This window comes from Streptomyces sp. enrichment culture (genome assembly GCF_964272855.1).
Lineage (GTDB): Bacteria > Actinomycetota > Actinomycetes > Streptomycetales > Streptomycetaceae > Streptomyces.
On record NZ_OZ186847.1, the window covers coordinates 8,359,656 to 8,375,664 of the forward strand.

Here is a 16,009-nt window from a genome sequence, read left to right on the forward strand (position 1 = left end):
GCACGGGCTGCCCGGCACCGTCCTACCGCGTTCAAGAGGTCCGGCCATGAAACTCTTCGACGACGCCCCCCTCCGCGCCTGCACCGGTTCCGCGCGGGCGGCGGCGTGACCGGCACCGCGCGCGGGGACGCGCCGGGCGGCGGCCGGTACGGTGAGGCGGTCTTCCCTCCCGGACAGGCCGGTGAGGGCGAGCGCATCGATTTCGGTGCCCTGGTCTACGACGACCTCACCATGGCGCGGCTGCGGGCCCTCGGGGCCGGCCCCGGCTGGCGCTGCCTCGACGTCGGCGCCGGCACGGGCACGGTCTCGCGCCGGCTGCTGGACGAGGCCGGGGTGGCGAGTGTGCTCGCCGTGGACCGTGACGTGCGATTCCTCGCCGAACGGCGCGTGCCCGGCCTGGACGTGCTGGAGGCCGACATCACCGCGCCCGGCTTCGCCCCGGGCCTGTTCCGGCTCGTGCACGCGCGGTTCGTGCTGATGCACCTGCCCGAACGCGACCGCCTGATCACAGCCCTGGCCGGCCTCGTCGCACCGGGCGGTGTGCTGGTGCTCAGCGACGCGGTCGACCTGACGAGCGATCGGGCGCCCGGCACGCCGTACACGACGGTGATGAAGGCGATGTGGCAGGGGCTGCGGGACACCATCGGCACCGACGTCTCCCAGGTGCCGTCGTACCCGCACCTGCTGCGTGGGGCCGGGCTCGCTCCCGTCGCCGCCGAGATCCACGTGCCACCGCTGACGCCGGGCAGTCCCATCAGCCGGTTCTGGGCGGACACCTGGGAACGGAGCAGAGGGGCGATGCGCGCCACCGGCCTGGTCGACGACGCGGCCGTCGACGCGGCGGTCCGCTACCTGGATTCCGACGAATGCGCCGCACTGTCGGCCGGGATGCTCACCGCCTGGGGATGGAAACCCGAGTAGGGCGGACGCGGGTTCCCAACCGAGCCGCGAGGGGACTGCGTCCATCCGGCTGGCGAACGCGACGCGTCTAGCCGGCCGGATTCTTCCGCCCGTACGGTCGGCCATGATGCAGCCCACAGAAGTGATGACCGTTCCGTCAACCGCTCAGCGAGGCGTGCTTCCATGACCTTGTCCATTCGTAACCAGCTCTCCGGCACCGTCACCGCCGTCACCGCCGGCGAGGCCATGGCGTCGGTGAAGGTGCGCCTGGCCGGCGGCCAGGACATCACCGCCGCGATCACGGCCGACGCGGTCAGGGATCTCGGCCTGGCCGAGGGCTCCGCGGTCCGGGCCCTCGTGAAGTCCACCGAGGTCGCCCTCGCGACCGGGCCCGTCGACGGCATCTCCATCCGCAATCAGCTCGCGGGTTCCGTCACCGAGGTGTCGACCGGCGGCGCCATGGCTTCGGTGAAGGTCTCGGTCGACGGCGGTGAGCTGACCGCCGCGATCACGAGGGACGCGGTCGAGGACCTGAGCCTGAGCGCCGGTACGTCCGTCGTCGCGCTGATCAAGTCGACCGAGATCTCCCTCGCGACCGCCTGATCACGGGGCGGCGCCGAGGGGTACGGCTCAAAGCGCCACCACCGTCGTCTCGGTGGCCTTGACGCTGGTCCAGACGGACACTCCGTCGGCGAGGCCGAGTTCGGCGGCGGCCTGAGGGGTGATCTCGGCGACGAGGTCGGGGGCCTGGCCGGAGGTGATCAGGACCCGCAGTCTGCTGCCGCTCGTGGTGATCTCGCGCACGGTCCCAGGCCAGACGTTCCGCGGACTGCCAGCCGGCCGCTCGCGGTGTACGGACACCGCCTCGGGCGCGACGATCGCGAGGGCGGGAGTGCCGGCCGGCGGCGGCTCGGCCGCGACCAGGGTGCCGCCTCCGTCGAGAGCGAGGCCTTCCCGGGTCGCCGTGCCCGGCCAGGCGTTGCGGCCGAGCATGCGGGCGACCCACGGGGAGCGGGGATGCCGGGTGACCTCCGCGGGCGAGGCGTCCTGCAGGGCGCGGCCGTCGTCGAGCACGAGGACGCGGTCGGCGAGCGAGACGGCCTCGACGGGGTCGTGGGTGACGATGAGACAGACGCCGCCGAAGCCGGACAGGTGGGCGCGCAGGGTGTGCCGTACGTGGGAGCGGGTGGTCTGGTCGAGGGCGGCGAGCGGTTCGTCCAGGACGAGGAGCCGCGGACGGGCGGCCAGTGCCCTCGCGAGGGCGACGCGCCCCGCCTGCCCGCCCGACAGCTGGGCGGGGCGGCGGTGGGAGAGGTGGCCGACACCGAGGCGGTCGAGCCACATCCGCGCCTCGCGGCGGGCCTCGGTGCGCGGGGCGCCCTGGGCGCGCAGTCCGTACGCGGTGTTGGAGAGCGCCGTCAGATGCGGGAAGAGAGCCCCGTCCTGCGGCACCCAGGCGACGTGCCGGCGATGCGGGGGCAGGCCGGTGACGTCCTCCTCCCCGAGGACGAGGCGGGCGTGGGCGCGGGGGGTGAGGCCGAGGAGGGCCCGCAGCAGGGTGGTCTTGCCGGCACCGTTGGGGCCCACGACGGCGATGGTCGTGCCGGGTTCGGCGTCCAGGGTGAGACGGGTGAAGCCGGTGACGTCGGCGTGCAGAGGCCACCGCTGCTCGGGCGGGGCGGGGCGGCGGACGTCGGGTGGCGGCACGGCCGTGACAGGGTCCGTGTCCGCCTGGGGGGCGGTGCGCCGGGACCGATCGGCGGGGGCGCCCGTCCACCGTCCACGCAGCGCGATCAGCACGGCCATGGCGATGGCGAGCAGCAGCAGCGACACGGAGGTCGCGGCCTCCGGTTCGTCCTGCAGCAGGAGGTACACCTGCAGGGGCAGGGTCTGTGTCGTGCCGGGCAGGTTGCCGGCGAAGGTGATGGTCGCGCCGAATTCGCCGAGGGCCCGCGCCCACGTGAGGGCCGCGCCCGCGATGACCCCGGGAGCCACCATGGGCAGGGTGACCGTGAAGAACACCCGTACCGGTGAGGCGCCGAGGGAGGCCGCCGTCTCCTCGTAGCGTGGCCGCAGCCCGCCGAGGGCGCCCTCCAGGCTGATGACGAGGAACGGCATGGCGACGAAGGAGGCCGCGAGCACGGCGCCGGAGGTGTGGAACGGGAGCGTGATGTCGAAGGTGTCCTCCAGCCAGGGCCCGAGCAGCCCGCGCCGGCCGAAGGCGAGCAGGAGCGCGACCCCGCCGACCGTCGGTGGCAGCACCATCGGCAGCAGGACGAGCGAGCGGACGAACGCCTTGCCCGGGAAGGGCACCCTGGCGAGCAGCCAGGCCAGTGGCACGCCGAGCAGCAGCGACAGACCGAGAGCCCAGAAGGAGACGAGGAGGGACAGTCGCAGCGCCTCGACGGTGCCCGGCGAGCCCAGATGGTCGGCGAGCTCGCCCCACTCCGTCCGCACGAGGATGCCGATCAGGGGCAGGGCCAGGAACGCCACCGCCGCCACCGCGGGCAGCGCCAGCATGAGGGGCGGACGGCCGCCGGACTTAGGTATGCCAGGTGATTGCATCGCTGTTTCCCGAAGACATGAGAAGAGGGGGAGGGGGCTGTCCGTCCGCTCCGGCTCCCGAGACGGACAGCCCTCGTCGGCTACGGCTTCTGGAAGCCCGCGTCCTGGAGGATCTTCTGACCCTCGGGCGAGCTCAGCCATGCCACGAACGCGGCGGCGGCCTCGGCGTTCTCCGAGTCCTTCAGCATGGCGGCCGGGTACTGGGCGACGGCGTTCTGCGCGTCGGGGATCCGGACGGCGTCGACCTTGTCGGCGGCGCTCTCGGCGTCGGTCTTGTAGACCAGGCCCGCGTCGGCCTCGCCCAGTTCGACCTTGCTGAGCACGGCGCGGACGTTCGGCTCCTGGGAGACCGGCTTCACCGTGATCCCCTGCGCGTCCAGGATCTGCCGGCTGTACTTGCCGACGGGCACCTCGGGCGCGGCGAGGACGACCTTGAGGTCGTCGTCCGCGAGATCCTTCAGCTCGTCGACCTTGTGGGGGTTGCCCTTGCCGGTGGCGATGACGAGCCGGTTCTTCGCGATGATCGTCGGCGTGCCGGCGTCGGCCTTCACCTTGTCCATGCTCTTTGTGTCGGCGGTGACCAGAACGTCGGCGGGGGAGCCCTGGGAGACCTGCGCGACGAGCTCCTGCGAGCCGGCGAAGGAGAATGTGATCTTCGTACCCGGGTGGGCCTTCTCGTACGCCGTCGCCGCCGTCTCGAAGACGTCGGTGAGCGAGGAGGCGGCGAGGACCGTCAGGTCGGCCTGCGGCACGGCGTTCGTGGCCCCGGGGGCCGTGGAGGCGCCGGTGTCCTTCTCGGAGTCGTCGTTGCCGCAGGCGGTGAGCGCGGCGAGCAGGGCCGCGGTGAGGACGGCGGCGGTACGGCGTCCGATGACGGTCGGGGTGCGGGACATGAGGATCTGAACTCCTTGGGGACGAGCGGAACGTCTGGAGCGAGCGGCCGGTCGCGCCCACGGCCGAGGTGTCTGTACGTCGTGCGGTTCAGGTGCGGTCGATGTGCACGCTGGTCGACTTCACACGGGCGGTGGCCTGCATGCCGACTTCCAGTCCCAGTTCCTCGACGGCCTCGCGGGTGAGGAGGGAGACGAGGCGGTGCGGCCCGGCCTGGATCGTGACCTGGGCCGCGATGTCGTCGAGCTTGATCGCGGTGACGATTCCGGGAAAGGCGTTGCGCGCCGATGTGTACGGCGCGTCGTCGTCGCCCGTACCGGCCTGGGCGATCTCCGAGGAGAAGGCGGCGAGAGCCTTGCCGTCGATGAGCCGGCGGCCGCTCTCGTCGCGGTGGGTCACGACCCGGCCCGCGTCCGCCCAGCGCCGCGCCGTGTCGGGGCTGACGCCCAGCAGACGCGCGGCCTGACCGATGGTGTAGGACTGCATGTGCGACACCGTAGGGCGGATCTGCTCTCATTTGCAACAGAATGGTGGGTCTCTCCATGGCGGATGAGAGGGGGATCGTATGAAGGGACAAGACCGCCTGCCGCGAGGAGATAGCCTCCGGTCGGCCGGCCGTGATCAGACCCGTGTGTTCGCCGAGCTGGGAGGCGGTCTGCCCCACCCGGAGTCTGCGGAAGTCGCTGTTCCGCCACAGGCTCGACGGAGCGGGGCGACCGGAACCAGGAACAGCGGAGGAAGCGAACGGCACAGGGGATCCCTCGGGTTGCCGACGACGAGGCCCGTCAACGCGACGCACCCGGAAACCAGCGCCCGGGACTCGACGCGAAAGCGAATCAGGGGCCTTGCCTTCCTCAGGCCGAACCCGCCGCCTGTGACCCATGCCACATGCGGTTCCTGTCAGCAATCGGGGCGCTGTCCCGCTCAAGTCACCGGGAGCAAGCGAACCGACAGGAGCGACACGTGAAGCAGCACCGCAAGCACCGCATCGTCGTCCTCGGCGCCGGCTATGCCGGGGCCTACGTCGCCGGGAACCTCGCCCGCCGGCTGTCCCCGGCGGACACCGAGATCACCGTGGTCAACGCCGAGCCGGACTTCGTCGAGCGGCTGCGGCTGCACCAGCTCGCCGCCGGCCAGGAGATCGAGGCCCCGAAGCTCACCGACGTCTTCGCGGGCACGGGGATACGGCTGCGCCTGGCCCGGGTCACCGCCGTGGACCCCGAGCGGCAGGTCGTCACCGTGGCCGACGCCGACGGCGGCGGCGACCTCGGCTACGACACGCTTCTCTACGCGCTCGGCAGCCACGTCGCCGACCACGGCGTCCCCGGCGTGGCCGAGCACGCCTTCGACGTCACCGGCCGGCCCTCGGCGCTGCGCCTGCGCGAACACCTGGACCGCCTGGGCAGGCGGGGTGAAGGCGGGCGTGTGCTGGTCGTCGGCGAGGGTCTGACCGGCATCGAGACCGCCACCGAGATCGCCGAGTCCCGGCCCGGCCTGTCCGTGACGCTGATCGCCGGCGGTGAGCTGGGCGCCCGGCTCTCCGCCGGAGCCCGCAGCCACCTGCGCCAGGCATGCGAGCGGCTGGGCGTCACCGTCCTGGAGCGCACCAGCGTGGCAGCCGTCGAAGCGACACGGGTGCTGTGCGCCGACGGCGCCGCCCTGGCGTCCGACGCGACCGTGTGGACGGCCGGGTTCGCGGTCAGCCCCATCGCCGCCGCCGGCGGGCTGGAGGTCACCGACAGCGGCCGGATCGTCGTCGACCGCACCATGCGGTCGGTCTCACACCCGAACGTCTACGCCGCCGGCGACAGCGCCTACGCCATCGGCGTCAACGGCCGCCCCCTGCCGATGTCCTGTGCCTCGGCCGGCTACACCGGCCGGCAGGCCACGGACGCGATCGTGGGAAGCCTGACCGGCCGTAGCATCGCCGACACCAAGCTGGTCTACGTGGGCAACCACATCAGCCTCGGGCGGCGGGACGGCATCCTGCAGATGGTCGACGGCGAAGCGCAGGCGAAGCCGAAGTACGTGGGCGGCCGGAAGGCCGCGCGGATCAAGGCGGGCATCCTCAAGATCTCGCTGTGGGGCGTCTCGCACCCGACCTTCGGCATGCCCAAGCGGAAGCACCGCCTGGCCGCCGAGCCGAACGCGTCCACCAAGAGCGCGATCGCCTAGCCGACCAGCCGAACCAGCCCAACCAGCCGATTAGCCGAACCAGCCGATTAGCCGAACCAGCCGACCAGCCGAACCAGCCGTCTAGCCCCAGGGGACCCGCGTGGACCGCACCGCCACTGATCGCTTCGACACCAGCCGGTTCGAGGCCGGCCGGAACCGGCTGGCCTCGCTGGCGTACCGGCTGCTGGGCTCCGCCGCCGATGCCGAGGACGCCGTACAGGACGCGTTCCTGCACTGGCAGGCCGCCGACCGGCAGCGGATCGAGGTGCCGGAAGCATGGCTGACCAAGGTCGTCACCAACCTGTGCCTCGACCGGCTCCGCTCGGCACAGGCCCGCCGCGAACGCACCGTAGGCGCCTGGCTGCCCGAACCGCTCCTCGACGGCGACCCGATGCTCGGCCCCGCCGACACCTTCGAGCAGCGGGAATCGGTCTCGCTGGCCGTGCTGACCCTCATGGAGCGCCTGTCACCTTTGGAACGGGCGGTCTACCTCCTGTGCGAAGCGTTCTCCCACAGCCACGCCGAGATCGCCGAGATCCTCGACATCACCGAGTCCGCAAGCCAGCAGCACCTCCACCGGGCCCGGCGCCGCATCACCGCCGCGCGCCGCCGCGGCGGCGAAGTCGACCCGGCAGCCGCCCGCAGGATCGTCGAGGAATTCCTCGCCGCTGCCTCCTCGGGCCGCACCGAGGAACTGGTCGCGCTGCTCACCGACGACGCGACCGCGATCTCCGACGGCGCCGGCCTGACCGCGACGCTGCTGCGGTACGACACCGGGCAGCGCATCGCCGCCGTCGCACGGGCCGGCTTCAAACCCACACCCGCGAAACGGCGCCTTGCCGGCGGCACGCCCGCCGTCCACTACGCCCTCGTCAACGGCGCCCCCGCCATCCTCTTCGTGCTCGGCGACCGGGTCGTCGGCGCCGTGACGTTCGACATCGCCCACGGCAAGATCGCAACCGTCCGCGGCATCGCCGCCCCCACCCGCCTCACCCGCGTCACCGAAGCCTGGCGGCGGCACGAACCGGACACGCCACTCATCAGTCAGTGGTGACCGGACGCCGACGATGGGAACGCTGATGAAATTGCCGGACGGTCCGCGACGTTGATCACGTCATGACTCAAGGACCAGCGCCTCGCCCACTGTCCGACGAAGCCCTCTCCCGCCTGCTCGGCGAGCAGCAGTTCGGCACGCTCGCCACCGTCAAGCGAAGCGGCCACCCCCATCTGACCACCATGCTGTACACCTGGGATCCCGAAGCCCGCATGGTGCGGTTCTCGACGACGGCCGACCGGGTCAAGGCCGGGCATCTGCGGCGCAACCCGCGTGCGGCGCTGCATGTGCAGGGCGGTGACGTGTGGTCCTTCGCCGTCGCGGAAGGCGATGCCGAGGTCTCCGAGAACACGACGGTCCCTGGCGACGCGGTCGGGCGGGAACTGCTCGGAATGATCCCGAACGCCGCGAAGCCCGAGGACGAAGCCGCGTTCCTGGAGCAACTGGTCGCCGAACGCCGGGTGGTCATCCGGCTGAAGGTGGACAGGCTGTACGGCACAGCGCTGGACATCGACTGACCCGCCACCCGGCGGCCGACGGATCATCTGGACGCCGCGTCGGTACGGGTGAACGTACCCAGTCCCTCAGCGTCCAGGTACTCGACGGTGACGGACTTCCCGTCCGGGGCGAAGGTGACCCCGGTGAGACCGACGGCGTTCTCGCCGGCGGTCGGGAAGCTGAAGGTGTCGCCGTCGTAGTGCGTGAGCCGGTACGTCTGGGGCTCCGGCCCCAGCCGGAGCGTCAGGGTGCCGTCGGCACCGGCGACGACCTGCGCCCGCCCGTAGTATTCGCTCTCGTACGTGCCCGTGTAGGTGTCGGCGGCCTTCGCGGGCGCGGCGTCGGAAGGCGGGTGGGCGTAGTCGGTCCTCGACCGGCCCGCCTCCATCTCCTGCTGGTACAGCGCGTCCACGAGGGGGATCCAGTCGCGGCTGATCTCGCCCGTCTGCGCGATGTCGAAGAAGTCGAGGGCGACGGCGTCGGCGACGCCCACCGGTGAGGTGTTGGTCAGGACGACGATGCCGAGCTGCTCGCCGGGCAGCATCGTGACGTTGGTGTGCGCGCCCTGCGCGAACGCTCCCGTGTGCGAGAGCCTGAGCCGCCCCTGATCGTCGTAACTCACGTTCCAGCCGAAGCCGTAGAAGCCGGTCCGGCCGGCCGGGGCGTGGGGCGGGTTGGCGACCGACTCGGGCCAGTGGGTGCGCTCGAGCGCCTCGGCGTCGATGATCTGCCTGCCGTCGAGCTTGCCGTCCGCGAGCTGAAGCCGCAGCCAGATCGCCATGTCCCGGGCGGTCGAGCTGACGCCGCCGGCGGGGGACTGCGCGTCCGGGTCCCGTACGAACTCCGTCTTCCAGGTGCCGTCAGCCGTTCTGACGTGGCCCCAGGCGCGGTTGGCGGCCTGCGCGTAGTCCTCGAAGCGGGAGCTGGTGGAGCTCATGCCGGCCGGCTTGTAGAGGGTGTCGGCGGCGAGCTTCTCCCAGGGCACACCCTTCTCGTCGGCGACGGCCTGGGCGGCGGCCGTCAGACCGAAGTTGGTGTAGGCGTAGCTCGCGCGGAACGGCTCAAGGGGCTCGTAACGCAGGTGCGAGAGGATGTACGCGCGGTCGTAGCCGAGGTCTTCGAGGAGGTCCCCGGCATGGTCGGGCAGGCCGCTGCGATGTGCGAACAGGTCGGCGACCGTCACGTGGGAGGTGACCCACGGGTCCTTGAGGCGGAAGTCCGGCACGTTCGGGGCGACGGGCTTGCTCCAGCCTTCGACGCCCACGGCTCCGGAGACGACGGTGGAGGCGATCGGCTTCGAGACGGAGGCGAGCTGGAAGACCGTGTCGGCGTCGACGGCGGCCCTCTCGCCGGCCTTCCGTACGCCGTACCCCTTCAGGTGGAGCACCTTGCCGTCGTGGACGACGGCGACGGCCACGCCCGGCGCTCCGGTGCGCTTCATGGCCGCCTTGACCACCCCGTCGAGCCGGTCGACGGCCCGCTTCACATCCGCGTCGTCCAGCTGGGGCGGCGGCTGCGGCGGGGGCGGCGAAGGCCCGGGCGCGGTGACGCCCAGCAGCGCCGTCAGCCCGGCCGCGGCAAGCGATCGGAGAGTGCTCACGTCTCCATTGAAAGGCCGGCGACGAGGTCTGTCGCGGGCTGCCGGACAGGCTCTGGGGTCACCCTCTGTCACGCATCAGCTACGGCCGGCTGGAGCGGCGAACCGCGAGATCAGCGGCTCGCCTCACATTCGGGCGGCTGCGTTGTCGTACTGGTGAGGACCGATACACCAGCCACAGGACAGGACACTCGACATGAACGACTTCGCGGAGATCGCCGACCGAGTCGAGATCGACACCCTGCGCGCCGAGTTCACCGACTCGGTGATGATGCGAGACTGCGCTCGCCTCGCCGAGCTGTTCACCTCCGACGGCGCTCTGCGCATGCCCAACATCCCGGTCGAGCTTGTCGGCCGGGAGGAGATTCTCACGGGACGCGAACGCCTGCAGAGCCAGTGGGACTTCTTCGTGCAGAACAGCCACCCGGGCACGATCCGGATCGACGGCGACACCGCCACCGGCCGCACCTACATGCAGGAGGTCGCGCGCCTGCTCGACGGCCGCTCGGGCTCGAACTTCGCCGTCTACCACGACACTTACCGGCGTACGCCGGAGGGATGGCGGTTCGCCGAGCGGGTCTATGAGGTGCGGTACCTCGACACCACCCCGCTGGCGGGTTCGGCGCCCGGCGGTCGGGCAGCGGGCGTCGGCGGGGCGGACGCCTCGGCCGAGGGGGTGGCCGACGACTTCGCCGCACCGGCGTCAGCCGAACGGCTGGAACGGGCGATCGCGGCGCTGCGGGCGAACGGCTTCACCGCCGAACTGCTCGACGACGCCGCGGCGGCCCGCGCCCGCGTCAAGGATCTGATACCGGAGGGTGCGAGCGTCTTCACCGGGGCCAGCGAGACGCTTCGGCTCTCCGGCATCGCGGAGGACATCGAGGCGGGCGACCGTTACGACGCCGTCCGGCCGCGCGTGCTGAAGATGGACCGCGCCACCGAGTCCGACCGGATCCGCCGGATGGTCGCCACCCCGGACGTCTTCGTCGCCAGCGCCGCGGCCGTCACCGAGACCGGCTCGCTCGTCATCGCCTCCGGCAGCGGCAGCCAGCTGCCCGCCTCCGCCGGCGGCGCCGCGAAGGCGATCTGGGTCGTCGGGGCGCAGAAGGTGGTAGCCGATCTGGGTACGGCACTGCGCCGTGTCGAGGAGCACGCCCTCCCACTGGAGAACGTGCGCGCCCAGGCGGTCTACGGGCGGCCGAGCGCGGTCAACCGCCTGCTCGTCCTCAACGCCGAGCCGCAGCCCGGACGCGGCACCGTCCTGCTGTTGCGCGAGGCCACCGGATTCTGACGTCCCGCGTGGTGAGGATGTGAGAAAGCCGTGGGGGGCTCAGCGTCTGACGTGCACGGTGATCTGGACGGTGCCGGTCGCTGCTCCCAGGGTGGCGGTGGCGGCTGCGGCGGCCTCGTTGCCGGTGAGAGCGAGGATGAGGATGGTGCCGAGGATCGCGAGGGTGGTGACGACCGGCAGCCACGCGTAGGAACGGGCAGCAGACGGCTTCGTACGGGAAGAGGAACGGTGCAGGGAGGTCATGGTTTCGGACTCCTTTCGACGACTGATAGGGCAGGCCAGCAGCCCGATACGTCAGGTGGAGGGGGAGATCCCGACCCGTGAGTGACTTTCCTTGAGCACGTTTTCGCAGGGGACTTCTCTTGTCGAACGATGGCCTTTCGGACCATCGGGGAAGCAGCCGGGGCCGTCACTTGTGACTGGCCCCGGCGGAATGCCCGGCTGCTTAATCAATCCCGCACATCAGAGCCTGGCAGCCTGGCGATTCGAGGAGACGCTTCCTGATCGCGGATGCTCTGATTGCGTGCTGTCGCGCGGAGCTCTTCTGGCGTTTGAGGAGTGTTTCCATGACTTATTCTAGCTGGGGCTGATGGTTCGCCAGGCTTATTCACAGGGTGTGTCGGCCCGGTCCTTGACTACCTTGTTCCGGTCCATTACCGGGCTTATTCAGGGGTGATTGAGCCAGTCACCGACCGGCTTGCGTCGTGCGGCAAAGGGCGTGGTCGATGAGGTCGTTCAGTGTGTCTTCCTGGCGAGCGGCGCTCTGAGGGGCGGCGGAGCGGCTGTGCGCGGAGACGGTGATGGTGCGTCGGCCGTCCGTGGTGGTGGCACTGCGGATGACGTATCCGAAGCCGCTTCCCCCGTGGCCGATGTAACCGCTGCCGCAGGACAGGGGCGTGAAGAACAGCCCGAGGCCTGCCTCCGTGCCTGCTGGGTGGCCGCTGTCTTGCGGTACTGGCACGGTGGCCCGCATGGCGGCGAGTTCGGCGGGCTCCAGCAGCTTGCCGCCGGCCAGGGCGGCGAAGAAGCGGTTGAGGTCGCGGGCAGTGCCCGTCATGGAGCCGTCGGCCCCGCTGTCGAAGGGCCGATAGGGGATCGTGGTGTCGACCATGGAGCCGTCCACCGCGAATTGCTGGTAATTGGACGCATGCGGATGCGGCAGGAAGGGATCGGTGCCCGGCGTGTCCGTTTGCCGCAGCCCAAGTGGGCTCAGGATGCGCTCGTGCACCTGCTGTTCCCAGGTGCGGCCGGTGACCTTCTCGATGATCATCGCGGCGATTACGTAGTTCGTGTTGGAGTACGCCCAGCCGGTGCCCGCAGGGAAGGCGGGTTCATGGCGCATGGCCAGGGCGACCAGTTGTTCCGGCCGGTACGAACGCCACCGGTTGTCGAAGTAGGTCTGGGCGCTGGGGTCGGGAAAGACGTCGTAGACGTAGTCCGGTAACCCGCTGGTGTGCTGCAGCAAGTCGCGGACCGTGATGGTCCGGCCGTCGTTTCCGGCTCCCGACACGACTCCGGGCAGCAGCTGCTCCACGGTCTGGTCGAGGGACAGCCGCCTCTCACCCACCAGTTGCAGCACGACGGTGGCGACGAACGTCTTGGTGGTACTGCCGAAACGCACGTAGCCGGCCTTCGGAACCGGGCGGCGGCTGTCCAGATCACCCACACCCGAGCGGACACTGGTAACCCCGCGCGGGGTCTCCAGCCGGACCGCCACGCCGGTGACTCCGGCGTCGCGCAGCGCGTCCGCGTCCCGCTGCGCGGTCTCAGTCACGGCGGAGGGACGTGGCGTGGCCGAGGCCGGGGCCGCCGGGAACGGCAGAGCTGACGCGGCCAGCGTCGCGAGTACAGCAGCTGATGATCGGTAACGACGAAAGATCATGACCCGAGGCTAGGGGGCGTCTCGCCGATCATGCCGGGCTCGCGGCGCCTGGCACCGCGCCTCGCCGCGTTGTCGTCGGTCCCCGATGCGCCGCATCGGCTCCCTCCTCCGCCTTGCGATGCACGGCACCAGGCGCCGCTCCCTGATCCGGCCTGATCGACGAGACACACCCTAGGAACAGCCCGGCGCCACGGGCCATCCGGGCAGTGCCCCCGCTCGCCCGGGTGCCAGCCGGATGGACGGCGGCCGCAGCGACGGGCACGACGGAGAGGATCGCCGCGATGTCCTGCTTCTTCCCGGCGATCGACGAGTCAGGGGAATTCCCGTGCGGCCCCTGGTTGTTGGGGCAATCCGCACCGCGAGAGACGAGGAGGCCGGGATGTCGGGAGCAGTGGTGATCGGAGCAGGCCCAGGTATCGGGCAGGCGGTCGCCCGCCGGTTCGCCAAGGAGGGACTGCCGGTAGGGGTCATCGCCCGCACCGAAGCCACGGCCACGGCGGCCGCGGAGGCGGTCGGGCGGATCGGCCCGCGCGCCGTGGCCCGTACCGCCGACAGCACCGACGAGACAGCGCTGCGTGACGCACTCGACGCGATCGCGGACGAGCTCGGGCCGCCCGACGTCGTGGTCTACAACGCGGCGCACATCCGGCCGGACACCCCCGGCGAGCTGTCCGTGCGGGCCCACCTGGACGCCTGGGCGGTGAACGTGGTGGGCGCCCTGACCGCCGCCGCGCATGCCGCACCCGCGATGGCGGACCGCGGGAGCGGATCCTTCCTGGTCACCGGCGGTATGCCCGAGCCCAAGCGGGAGTACGTCAGTCTGTCCCTCGGCAAGGCCGGTGTCCGTACCCTCGTCGCGCTCCTGGACCAGGAGTACGGGCCTTCGGGCGTGCACGTGGCGTCCGTGACCGTGGACGGCCCGGTGGCTCCGGGCACGGCGTTCGATCCGGAGCACATCGCCGAGCACTACTGGCGGTTGCACACCCAGCCGAGGCACGCCTGGCAGCAGGAGATCGTCCACGACGGCCGTTGAGAGGGACGGCCGGCGTACGCGCTTGCGGTCGGGTCCGGGCGCTGGGGCGGGACGTGGACGGTCAGTCGCCCGGTGTGGGGGAGGCGGCGGGTGTGCGGCCTGCCAGGACGTCCTCCAGCCGTCCTGTGCCCTGCTCCACCGCCGCGTTGACTGAGTCCTGAGCGCCTCCGTCCAGGCCGCCGCCGGCCACGGTGATCGCGTCCGTGCCGACGCGTACGACGGCGACGTCCATGGTGAGCGTGGTGGGTTCGCCGTCAGCCGTGCCCTTGACCGTCACTTCGAGCCCTTGCCGGGCGTCGCCCTCGTCGGGCAGCGAGGTCTCGATGACCTCGACCGTGCGTTCGTCGCCCTCGGAGCCGGTCACGGTGAACTGGTCGCACTCGTCCGGCAGGGACGCGAGCCACTCCATGGAGTCGTCCAGGTCGGACTGGTCGTAGGTGCCGACCTGGTACAGCAGACGGGAGTCGCCTTCCTCGAAACCGGTGACGGCGAACGCGCCCGAGGGCTTGCCGAGCAGATCCTCGCCGTAGAGGCCGTCGAGCAGGCGCTGGCAGTCGGCGGCGTCCGCCTTGCCGGTAACGAACTCGTGGACGTCGACCGTCCCGATGAGCAGGCCGTCACGCCACTTCTCGGCGTTGTCCACCTGCGTCCAGTCCTCCTCGATGTCCGCCTCCGTGATCAGCGCCGTTTTCGCGCCGGACTCGGTCAGGGTGGCGGACGGGGAGGGGGAGGGGGAACGCCGGGCGGCAGGTGCGGCGGCCCGGGACTGCCCTGCGGTCGGCGACGCGGAGGCGTCCGAGCTCTGGTTCGCCTTGTCGTCACGGTCCGAGCAAGCCCCGGTGGCCAGCAGGGCGCCCGCCGCCACGGCGGCGGCGAGGACACGGGCGGGGCGGGACGGGCGTCGTGGCATGGCACGGCCTCCTAGGAGCGGAAACGCAGGAACACAAACGCAGGGAAGAGGGGACGCAGGGGAGTGGGAGCGCAGGGGCGGGGACGAAGTAGCGGGACGTAGGAGCAGGGGTGATGCCACCAGCGCACCACCGGCCCGGACCGTCCACCAGCGCACACGGCCGTACGGGTGAGGCCGCGGCGCCCCGCCCGGTGGTCTGGTCCACGAGCCGCGCGGGCCGGGCGGAGGGAGAATGGGAGGACACTTCGGCGCGCCGGAGGAGGTGGGAAGCATGGTGCTGCCCTTGGTCGTGGGTGTCGACGGCTCGGAGCCCAGCCTCCACGCCGTGGACTGGGCCGCGGACGAAGCGGTCCGCCACGACTGCCCGCTGCGGATCGTCCACGCCTCACTGTGGGAGCGGTACGAGAGCGAGGCCCTGGCGGACGCCCCCGGGACCGGCCCGGACGTGGTGACCGAGCGCGACCTCGTCGAGGGCATCGTGGCGGGAGCGGCCCAGCGTGCCCGGCAGCGCGCGCCGGCGCTGGAGATCAGCACCGACGTGGTGCCGGAGGATCCCGCGTCGGCACTGCTGAGCGAGGCGCGACTCGCCGCCGCCGTCGTGACCGGGGTGCGTGGCAGGGGCCCGATCAGGGAGCTTCTGCTCGGTTCGGTCAGTCTCTCCCTGGCAGCCCGGTCCCCCTGCCCGGTCGTCGTCGTCCGTGGGCGGGAGCAGAACCGACAGGCCGTCAACGGCCTCATCGTCGTGGGGGTCGGCGGCGGCACGGACCGGCCGGCGATCCGGTACGCCCTGCGGGAGGGCGCGGTGCGCGGGTGCGAGGTCGAGGCCGTACGGGCCTGGCGTCGCCCGGCGCACGGGACCCCGCCGCATCCGCTGCCGACCGGGGAACCCGCCCACGGCGAGGAGGAGCAGGCGTCGCTCCTGCTCGCCGAGGCGCTGGACGGTGCCGGCGAGGAGTACCCCGATGTGACCGTGCATCACACGTTGTTCGAGGGTTCCGCACGCCACGCACTGGTCGCCCGGTCCTCGGTGGCCGACCTCGTGGTCATCGCGGCCCACCGGCGCCGTGGCCATCTCGGCCCGCAACTCGGGCTCGTGGGACACACGGTGCTGCACCACTCCGAGTGTCCGGTCGTGGTGGTCCCGCACCACGAGTGACGCCACGGCCGGCCATCCTCGCCTCGCACCGCTGCCAACCCGTCGGAAATCGGGTGC

15 protein-coding genes are annotated in these 16,009 nt (G+C 71.5%); 8 read left to right on the top strand and 7 right to left on the bottom strand.

The genetic code is table 11. The annotated features are described in order from the left end of the window. Nucleotides 1-105 precede the first annotated feature (105 nt). Both ACSU6L_RS37360 and ACSU6L_RS37365 read left to right on the top strand, forming a co-directional pair. On the top strand, nucleotides 106-921 hold the full coding sequence (locus ACSU6L_RS37360; protein WP_437064122.1) for a class I SAM-dependent methyltransferase: 816 nt from the start codon (nucleotides 106-108) through the stop codon (nucleotides 919-921). 162 nt (nucleotides 922-1,083) lie between these two features. Next, entirely contained in the window at nucleotides 1,084-1,503 is a 420-nt protein-coding gene (locus tag ACSU6L_RS37365; RefSeq protein ID WP_437064123.1) for a TOBE domain-containing protein, read from the top strand. A 27-nt stretch (nucleotides 1,504-1,530) separates the two neighbouring features. On the opposite strand, the gene ACSU6L_RS37370 is transcribed toward ACSU6L_RS37365, so the two are convergent. The 3 genes from ACSU6L_RS37370 to ACSU6L_RS37380 all read right to left on the bottom strand — a co-directional run bounded on the left by ACSU6L_RS37370 (nucleotide 1,531) and on the right by ACSU6L_RS37380 (nucleotide 4,842). Next, complete coding sequence (locus tag ACSU6L_RS37370) at nucleotides 1,531-3,465, bottom strand: ABC transporter permease (RefSeq protein ID WP_437064124.1); 1,935 nt, start codon at nucleotides 3,463-3,465, stop codon at nucleotides 1,531-1,533. Nucleotides 3,466-3,545: 80 nt separating this feature from the next. Beyond that, the gene (gene modA, locus ACSU6L_RS37375) at nucleotides 3,546-4,358 is read right to left on the bottom strand and encodes a molybdate ABC transporter substrate-binding protein (RefSeq protein WP_437064125.1); all 813 of its coding nucleotides are present in this window, start codon (nucleotides 4,356-4,358) and stop codon (nucleotides 3,546-3,548) included. An 88-nt stretch (nucleotides 4,359-4,446) separates the two neighbouring features. After that, nucleotides 4,447-4,842, bottom strand: a complete 396-nt coding sequence (locus ACSU6L_RS37380) for a TOBE domain-containing protein (RefSeq protein ID WP_437064126.1) — start codon at nucleotides 4,840-4,842, stop codon at nucleotides 4,447-4,449. Between the two features lie 477 nt (nucleotides 4,843-5,319). Here ACSU6L_RS37380 and ACSU6L_RS37385 point away from each other — a divergent pair, with 477 nt between their 5' ends. The 3 genes from ACSU6L_RS37385 to ACSU6L_RS37395 all read left to right on the top strand — a co-directional run bounded on the left by ACSU6L_RS37385 (nucleotide 5,320) and on the right by ACSU6L_RS37395 (nucleotide 8,103). Further along, nucleotides 5,320-6,531: an NAD(P)/FAD-dependent oxidoreductase gene (locus ACSU6L_RS37385; protein ID WP_437064127.1), complete on the top strand. Its 1,212-nt coding sequence runs from the start codon at nucleotides 5,320-5,322 to the stop codon at nucleotides 6,529-6,531. A 100-nt stretch (nucleotides 6,532-6,631) separates the two neighbouring features. Beyond that, on the top strand, nucleotides 6,632-7,585 hold the full coding sequence (locus ACSU6L_RS37390) for a sigma-70 family RNA polymerase sigma factor (RefSeq protein WP_437064128.1): 954 nt from the start codon (nucleotides 6,632-6,634) through the stop codon (nucleotides 7,583-7,585). Between the two features lie 62 nt (nucleotides 7,586-7,647). Beyond that, a complete protein-coding gene (locus tag ACSU6L_RS37395) occupies nucleotides 7,648-8,103 on the top strand; it encodes a PPOX class F420-dependent oxidoreductase (protein WP_437064129.1) in 456 nt (151 codons plus the stop codon). Nucleotides 8,104-8,126: 23 nt separating this feature from the next. On the opposite strand, the gene ACSU6L_RS37400 is transcribed toward ACSU6L_RS37395, so the two are convergent. After that, nucleotides 8,127-9,683, bottom strand: a complete 1,557-nt coding sequence (locus ACSU6L_RS37400) for a serine hydrolase (RefSeq protein WP_437064130.1) — start codon at nucleotides 9,681-9,683, stop codon at nucleotides 8,127-8,129. A gap of 193 nt (nucleotides 9,684-9,876) precedes the next feature. Between ACSU6L_RS37400 and ACSU6L_RS37405 the strand changes: the two genes are divergently transcribed. Continuing rightward, entirely contained in the window at nucleotides 9,877-10,971 is a 1,095-nt protein-coding gene (locus ACSU6L_RS37405) for an LUD domain-containing protein (RefSeq protein ID WP_437064131.1), read from the top strand. Nucleotides 10,972-11,010: 39 nt separating this feature from the next. Here ACSU6L_RS37405 and ACSU6L_RS37410 read toward each other — a convergent pair whose 3' ends face one another. Beyond that, the gene (locus ACSU6L_RS37410; RefSeq protein ID WP_437064132.1) at nucleotides 11,011-11,214 is read right to left on the bottom strand and encodes a hypothetical protein; all 204 of its coding nucleotides are present in this window, start codon (nucleotides 11,212-11,214) and stop codon (nucleotides 11,011-11,013) included. A 442-nt stretch (nucleotides 11,215-11,656) separates the two neighbouring features. Continuing rightward, the gene (locus ACSU6L_RS37415) at nucleotides 11,657-12,853 is read right to left on the bottom strand and encodes a serine hydrolase domain-containing protein (protein ID WP_437064133.1); all 1,197 of its coding nucleotides are present in this window, start codon (nucleotides 12,851-12,853) and stop codon (nucleotides 11,657-11,659) included. Between the two features lie 379 nt (nucleotides 12,854-13,232). Here ACSU6L_RS37415 and ACSU6L_RS37420 point away from each other — a divergent pair, with 379 nt between their 5' ends. Next, a complete protein-coding gene (locus ACSU6L_RS37420; protein ID WP_437064134.1) occupies nucleotides 13,233-13,886 on the top strand; it encodes an SDR family NAD(P)-dependent oxidoreductase in 654 nt (217 codons plus the stop codon). 61 nt (nucleotides 13,887-13,947) lie between these two features. Here ACSU6L_RS37420 and ACSU6L_RS37425 read toward each other — a convergent pair whose 3' ends face one another. Further along, nucleotides 13,948-14,796: a hypothetical protein gene (locus ACSU6L_RS37425; protein WP_437064135.1), complete on the bottom strand. Its 849-nt coding sequence runs from the start codon at nucleotides 14,794-14,796 to the stop codon at nucleotides 13,948-13,950. A 271-nt stretch (nucleotides 14,797-15,067) separates the two neighbouring features. On the opposite strand from ACSU6L_RS37425, the gene ACSU6L_RS37430 reads away from it, so the two are divergent. Beyond that, nucleotides 15,068-15,952 (top strand): universal stress protein, encoded by an 885-nt coding sequence (locus ACSU6L_RS37430; RefSeq protein ID WP_437064136.1) that lies wholly within the window; start codon nucleotides 15,068-15,070, stop codon nucleotides 15,950-15,952. Nucleotides 15,953-16,009 lie beyond the last annotated feature (57 nt).

Bases quoted from the DNA above. Each gene is read 5' to 3' on its own strand.
- ACSU6L_RS37365 (WP_437064123.1), top strand. From the start codon at position 1,084: ATGACCTTGTCCATTCGTAACCAGCTCTCCGGCACCGTCACCGCCGTC.
- ACSU6L_RS37370 (WP_437064124.1), bottom strand. From the start codon at position 3,465: ATGCAATCACCTGGCATACCTAAGTCCGGCGGCCGTCCGCCCCTCATG.
- modA (WP_437064125.1), bottom strand. From the start codon at position 4,358: ATGTCCCGCACCCCGACCGTCATCGGACGCCGTACCGCCGCCGTCCTC.
- ACSU6L_RS37380 (WP_437064126.1), bottom strand. From the start codon at position 4,842: ATGCAGTCCTACACCATCGGTCAGGCCGCGCGTCTGCTGGGCGTCAGC.
- ACSU6L_RS37395 (WP_437064129.1), top strand. From the start codon at position 7,648: ATGACTCAAGGACCAGCGCCTCGCCCACTGTCCGACGAAGCCCTCTCC.
- ACSU6L_RS37405 (WP_437064131.1), top strand. From the start codon at position 9,877: ATGAACGACTTCGCGGAGATCGCCGACCGAGTCGAGATCGACACCCTG.
- ACSU6L_RS37410 (WP_437064132.1), bottom strand. From the start codon at position 11,214: ATGACCTCCCTGCACCGTTCCTCTTCCCGTACGAAGCCGTCTGCTGCC.
- ACSU6L_RS37415 (WP_437064133.1), bottom strand. From the start codon at position 12,853: ATGATCTTTCGTCGTTACCGATCATCAGCTGCTGTACTCGCGACGCTG.
- ACSU6L_RS37420 (WP_437064134.1), top strand. From the start codon at position 13,233: ATGTCGGGAGCAGTGGTGATCGGAGCAGGCCCAGGTATCGGGCAGGCG.
- ACSU6L_RS37425 (WP_437064135.1), bottom strand. From the start codon at position 14,796: ATGCCACGACGCCCGTCCCGCCCCGCCCGTGTCCTCGCCGCCGCCGTG.
- ACSU6L_RS37430 (WP_437064136.1), top strand. From the start codon at position 15,068: ATGGTGCTGCCCTTGGTCGTGGGTGTCGACGGCTCGGAGCCCAGCCTC.